This is a genomic window from Pseudomonas sp. SDO5591_S426, assembly GCF_054070755.1.
Map to the genome: position 1 here is coordinate 21,417 of NZ_JBSVXD010000068.1, position 6,368 is coordinate 27,784.

At 60.6% G+C, this 6,368-nt stretch carries 5 protein-coding genes; 1 reads left to right on the plus strand and 4 read right to left on the minus strand.

All coding sequences use genetic code 11. The features are described 5' to 3' along the window. Positions 1-2 precede the first annotated feature (2 nt). The 4 genes from modB to ACW9JC_RS15480 form a co-directional block, all read right to left on the minus strand. Complete coding sequence (modB, locus tag ACW9JC_RS15465; protein WP_457455842.1) at positions 3-683, minus strand: molybdate ABC transporter permease subunit; 681 nt, start codon at positions 681-683, stop codon at positions 3-5. Then, a complete protein-coding gene (gene modA, locus ACW9JC_RS15470; RefSeq protein ID WP_457455844.1) occupies positions 684-1,451 on the minus strand; it encodes a molybdate ABC transporter substrate-binding protein in 768 nt (255 codons plus the stop codon). It lies immediately after the preceding gene. A 98-nt stretch (positions 1,452-1,549) separates the two neighbouring features. Then, positions 1,550-2,614, minus strand: a complete 1,065-nt coding sequence (locus ACW9JC_RS15475) for an NAD(P)H-dependent flavin oxidoreductase (RefSeq protein WP_457455846.1) — start codon at positions 2,612-2,614, stop codon at positions 1,550-1,552. Between the two features lie 101 nt (positions 2,615-2,715). Then, on the minus strand, positions 2,716-5,163 hold the full coding sequence (locus tag ACW9JC_RS15480; RefSeq protein WP_457455848.1) for an autotransporter: 2,448 nt from the start codon (positions 5,161-5,163) through the stop codon (positions 2,716-2,718). Between the two features lie 178 nt (positions 5,164-5,341). Between ACW9JC_RS15480 and acuI the strand changes: the two genes are divergently transcribed. Next, a complete protein-coding gene (gene acuI / locus ACW9JC_RS15485; RefSeq protein ID WP_457455850.1) occupies positions 5,342-6,325 on the plus strand; it encodes an acrylyl-CoA reductase (NADPH) in 984 nt (327 codons plus the stop codon). The last annotated feature ends 43 nt before the right edge of the window (positions 6,326-6,368 follow it).

The following is a 6,368-nucleotide window of genomic DNA, read 5'->3' on the forward strand; positions in this document are numbered from 1 at the left end:
GATCAGCTCCAGCCCGCTTTGGTTTTACGGCTGGAGTACAGCGCCAGCAATACTGCAAAAGAGAACACCAGCATCGCTCCGGCCAGCCAATGGGCCTGGGCGTATTCCATGGCTTCGACGTGATCGTAGATCTGCACCGAGACCACGCGGGTCTTGTCGGGAATGTTGCCGCCAATCATCAGCACCACGCCGAACTCACCGACGGTATGGGCGAAACCGAGGATGGCGGCGGTGATGAAACCGGGGCGCGCCAGCGGTAGCGTTACGCTGAAGAACGTATCCCAGGGATTGGCGCGTAAAGTCGCGGCCACTTCCAGCGGCCGAGTGCCAATGGCAGAAAAAGCGTTTTGCAGCGGCTGGACCACGAACGGCATCGAGTACAACACCGAGCCGATCACCAACCCCGCAAAACTGAAAGTGAGAGTGCCGAGCCCCAGTGATTGGGTGAACTGGCCGACGAACCCGTGAGGGCCGAGCGCCAGCAACAAATAAAAACCGATCACCGTGGGCGGCAGCACCAGGGGCAGGGCGACAATCGCCCCGACCGGACCGCGCAACCAGGATTGGGTGCGCGACAGCCATAACGCCAGCGGAGTGCCCACTATCAACAGGATGACGGTCGTCAGGGACGCCAGTTTCAGGGTCAGCCAGATGGCAGAAAAATCGGCACTCGATAGCGACATTTAGATTTGGTAACCGTAGGACTTGATGACAGCCGCTGCTTTCGGCCCCTTGAGGTAGTCAACCAGCGCCTTGGCGGCCGGATTGTCCTTGCCCTTGTTGAGGATGACCGCGTCTTGTTTGATTGGGTCGTGCAGCTCAGCCGGAACGATCCACGCTGAACCGCTGGTGATTTTGCCATCTTTGTAGATTTGCGACAGGGCAACGAAGCCCAATTCGGCGTTACCGGTGGACACGAATTGGAAGGCCTGGGTGATGTTCTGGCCTTCGACGATCTTGTCCTTGACCTTGTCGGTCAAGCCTTGTTTGGCCAGAACCTGAGTTGCCGCCAGGCCATAAGGCGCGGCTTTCGGGTTGGCGATGGACAGATGCTGATACTGGTTGTCGGCCAGCACTTTGCCCTTGGAATCGACGTAGCCTTCTTTGGCCGACCACAGCGCCAGGGTGCCGACAGCGTAAGTGAAGCGCGAGCCCTTGACGGTGTCGCCTTCTTTTTCCAGTTTTTCCGGGGTGGTGTCGTCCGCCGAGAGGAACACTTCGAACGGCGCGCCGTTCTTGATCTGGGTGTAGAACTGACCGGTCGCGCCGAACGAGGTCACCAGTTTGTGGCCGGTGTCTTTTTCGAAATCGGCGGCGATTGCCTGGATCGGCGCGGTGAAGTTGGCTGCTACCGCCACCTGGACTTCATCCGCGTGGGCTGCGCTGAAAGCCAAGGTAGCGATCAGAGCTGCCAGGCAAGTAGGGGCAAAACGTGAGGCACGAATGGTCATGTAACGGCTCCGTGGTAGGCAAGTACAGCAAGGGGGGTAAGCGCTATGTATCGAAATATATAGCGAAATGCCTGCAAACGGAATGCGGGAGTTTTGGGTTAGCGGTGAAGCAATTTTGCCAAGCCTTCCTCGGCCAGGCGCCGGGTCAGTTCTGCGGTGGTCAACTCTACCCCTAACGTAAAGGCCTGCCCGGCCCAGAGATTGCTGAAGTCGGCTTCATCCTTGGCGCGCAACGGCATCAGCGCGCCACCGGCGAGCGGGAAGGTGGGTGCCTTGGAACTCATCGGTCCGAGCTCGCGCATCACCCGATTGAGAATCCCCCGCGCCGGGCGACCGGTGAAAATGTTGGTGACGGCCGTCTCGCTTTCCTTGGCGGTACGCAATGCCTTGTGATGCGAAGCGCTGACCTTGGCCTCCGGAGTGAACAGATATGCCGTGCCCACTTGCACCGCCGAAGCTCCCAGCATGAACGCCGCCGCGACTCCCCGTGCATCGGCGATACCGCCCGCGGCAATCACCGGCACTTTCACTGCATCGACGATCTGCGGCACCAATGCGAATGTGCCGACCTGACTGCTCAGGTCATCACTGAGAAACATCCCGCGATGACCGCCCGCTTCGTAGCCCATGGCGATGATCGCGTCGCAGCCATGCTGTTCGAGCCAGATGGCTTCTTCAACCGTGGTGGCCGAGGACAACACTTTGGCCCCGGTGGCTTTTACCCGATCGAGCAGGGATTTTTCCGGCAGGCCAAAGTGGAAACTCACGACTTCCGGGCGAAACTCTTCGATCACTTCGCAACCCGCGACGTCGAACGGCGCGCGATTGGACACCGGAGTCGGCGCATCGAAGTCGACGCCCAGTTCTCGATAATAGGGTTCCAGCAGGTTTTTCCAGTCTTGCGCGCGTTGCTCGTCAACTGGCGGCGGTTGATGGCAGAAGAAATTGACGTTGATCGGCCGCTGGCACTGTTGGCGAATGGTCTTCAGTTCTTCGCGCAACTGCTCGATGCTCAGCATGGCCGCCGGCATGGAACCGAGGCCACCGGCGTTGCTCGCCGCGATGACCATCGAAGAGTTGGTGGCACCGGCCATGGGGCCCTGGATGATCGGCAGTTCGATCCCGAGCAGGTCAAGAATGCGGGTGTCTGGCCATTGACTCATTTTGGTGTTCTCCGACGTTGAAACCGGGCAGGGCGGCAGGAGCGGATTTGTAGCAGCAATGACTGACCCAAGGCCAGTCATGTTTGCCCCGATGTTGCCCGTCAGCGTCGATGCAATCCACCACCGCCACCGAACGAGCGATTCATCACCTGGGAAGAGTTGTGGTAGTTGTTGAATCGGTCATTGCCGAACGAACGCGCCGCTGATTCCCGGTCGAGATTCTGCACCTGTGCAGTATTCGCTGGATTGCTCCGATTCGCACCACCGACCATCGATTGCCAGCCGTCGTCGGTCTTCTTGTAAACGTTGCCATCGTGCCCGGCATAAACGTTGTCGCCGATTTGCGCGGCGCCACCGTCTCTGCCACGAACGCTCCTGTAGCCAGTCGTGTTACCGGTGTTCGGGTTGTAGACCGCCCCGCGATTGGCGGTGACTTGCGCGCCGCTACGCGCGTTGCCCGCTGTTACATGTTGACCGGCAATCGCCGCGCCACCGGGGCCGACCGCCACGCCACTGCGCCCGGCCGCATAGTTGCCGCTATAGACGTTATGCACGGCGCCGCGCTGGCCTGCTGCCGCAACGCCGGTGCGCGAGTTGTAGGAGGCGCCGACCTGACCGGCCCAGCGGTTGCCGGTCCAGGCGTTGTAACCGGCGCCGTAGCGGCTCACCGATGCACGATCACCCCACTGACGGTAGATGTTGCCGGTGGTGCCGGCCCAGCCGCCCGGCCCCCAGGCTACTGCGCCACCGTGATACCCGTAGGCGGCGCCACCCCAAGGCATCGGCGCGGGATAAAGACGCGGCCCCCAGGCGTAGCCCCAACCATAATTGCCCCACCACGGGTATGCGCCCCAGCCCCAGCCGATCGCTACCGTACTGCCGCCCCAACTCCAGCCGAAACCGAAGCCGAACGTCCAGCCTGTCCACGGCGTATAGCGGATCGCCACGCCGAAACCATAGGTCACTGGCGGCCCGTACCAGACGCTGCCGACCCACGGCGTGTAGGGATAACCGGTGCCGTAAACCACCACGCCGCTGTCGGGGTCCAGCGTGGAGCCCTGATACCCCGGCGTATAGCCCACAACGACCGTGTCGCCGTTAGATTCATAGACTTTGACGTAGGTGATGTAGTGCATCGGCGAACTGGGTGGAATCGAATAGATCACCGCCGGCACTGAAGTGGCGACCAGCCAGGGGCCTTGCACTGACGTGGCCACGAACCACACACCATTCTCTACCGCATACCAGTTCTGGGCGTCGACCATGATGATGGGCGTCGGGCTGTTCACCACATACTGCAATGGCGTGCTCTTGATGGCCTTGAGTTGCGGTTCGCCGTCGAATTGCGGCGCGGTCATTTTCAGTTGGCTTTTCTTGACGGCCGACGTCTGCGGAATGCTGGCCGCAATCGCCGCTTCTTTGGCTTGCGGCGTTCCCGCAACCGAAGCCTTGACGTTCTCTTTGGCGCTGTCGTCGGGAATGTTGGCAAAGTCCGCCGGCAGTTTGTCTGCCGGGGTAAACGTCCACGGGCCCTGCATGTCGCTGGCGCGGAACCAGCGGCCGGAGATCAGCACATAACTGTTCTGGTCGCCAATTTCCTTGAAGATATGTCCGGTGGTGTTGGTCACGTAGAGCAATTGGGTGCCCTGGATTGGCTGCCATTGCGCGGCGCCGTCGGTGACGATCAACTCGGTGGGTGTCGTGGCGATGTGGATCTGCGGGATCGGTGGTTTGGCCAGGGTCGGGATTTTGTCTTTCGGATCGCTCTGGCCGGTCAGCAGGTCGACCTGGCGGCTCTGGATCGCGGCTTTTTTGGCTTTTTCCAACTCCGCCGTGGGTGAGGGCAGAGGTGCATACGGCCCGATCAGTTCATTCGCTACCATCCAGCCGTCAAACACATGCAGATAGTGTTTGCCCTGGGCGTCCTTGAGCAGCAGTGGCCGCGTGTTGATGACCCGTTGCAGCGCGGTGCCATCCACTGGGCGGTACGCCGGTTCGCCATCGATGTACACCAGCAATGCCGGGACCTCAGAGCTGATGATGGTCGGCGGGGTGTTTTCTATCGGCTCGCCGCTGGATTTTTGCTCGGCGGCCATTACGCCCATCGCCGCCTCCAGTTGATCGAGGGAAATGGTTTTCTTGCGTTTCGCCGCATCCTCTTTCAGCGTGGCGATCCAGCTGTCGGCCTTGGTCGCCGTTGAAGGGAAGTCCGTTTTGGTCACGGTGTACTGATCGAGCGCGACCCAGCGCGTGGCTTTGTCGACCAGTGTGTGCGCGCTGAACTGCACGATGCCGTACGTGGATTTGCCATCGGCCCCCGTGGCCTCGACCGCTGCGCGACCCAGCAGGGTGTAACCGTCCCAGCTGTCGAGCTGCGGTTGGTAGATTGTCAGCTTCGTATCGCCGCTGGTCAGCACCTGCGGCCAGCTCGGGGTCGCAGGCGCCTGCTCGGCTGGCGTCTTTGCAGGTTGTGCCGGTGCGGCCTGGACATTGGGCAAAGCCAGCAGACAGAGCATCAGCAAAGGGGCAAATACGCGCAGGTAATACATCGTCAACTCCATCGACAGGACCGTTCTGGCGGCATTTCAGGGCCGCGAAAAAAAGCATAGCCGCAGGTCATGGAAAAACCCGGCGGATCGGCGAATTGGCTTAAAGTCGAGTACGGTAATTTTTTGCGATGTGGTATTTAATTCAAACCACAACGGGTGATCCCACCAGGAGGCAGCAATGTTCCAAGGTATTTTGATCGACAAAGACGAAAGCGGTTACCGGGCCACACTGCAACAGATCAATGAAGATCAATTGCCCGAGGGCGATGTGACGGTGCGAGTGGCGTACAGCACGTTGAACTTCAAGGATGGCCTGGCAATCACTGGCAGCAGCCCGGTGGTGCGAAAATTCCCGATGGTGCCGGGGATTGATCTGGCAGGGACTGTGGAAGTCAGCGGGCATCCGGACTACAAGGTCGGTGACAAAGTCCTGCTCAATGGTTGGGGTGTCGGTGAAGGGCATTGGGGCGGTTTGGCGCAGAAAGCCCGCCTCAATGGCGACTGGTTGATTCCATTGCCCGATGCATTCACCGCTGCGCAAGCCATGGCCATCGGCACCGCAGGTTACACAGCGATGCTGTGCATTCTGGCGCTGGAGCACAACGGCGTGACGCCCGAGCAAGGCGAAATCCTGGTCACCGGCGCCAATGGCGGCGTCGGCAGTTTTGCCATCGCGCTGTTGAGCCGGTTGGGTTACCGAGTGGTTGCGTCCACCGGCCGCACCTCGGAGCACGACTACCTCAAGCAATTGGGCGCCAGCGAAATCATCGATCGCGCCACGCTTTCCGAACCGGGCAAGCCGCTGGCGAAGGAGCGCTGGGCGGCGGTCATCGATTCGGTTGGCAGCCACACCCTGGCCAACGCCTGTGCCAGCACCAAGGCCAACGGCACTGTTGCGGCGTGCGGTCTGGCCCAGGGCATGGACTTTCCGGCGTCCGTCGCACCGTTCATTTTGCGCGGCGTGACCTTGGCGGGTATCAACAGCGTGACCCAGCCCAAAGCCAAACGCGTAGAAGCGTGGAATCGTCTGGCCCAGGACCTGGATTTCAAACTACTGCCGCTGATCAGCCACGAAATCGGTTTGAGTGAAGCGATCGAAGCCGCTCCGCGCTTGCTGGCCGGGCAATTGCGCGGGCGGGTTGTGGTGGATGTGAATCGCTAGAAAGCAAAGATCGCAGCCTGCGGCAGCTCCTACACAAGAATGC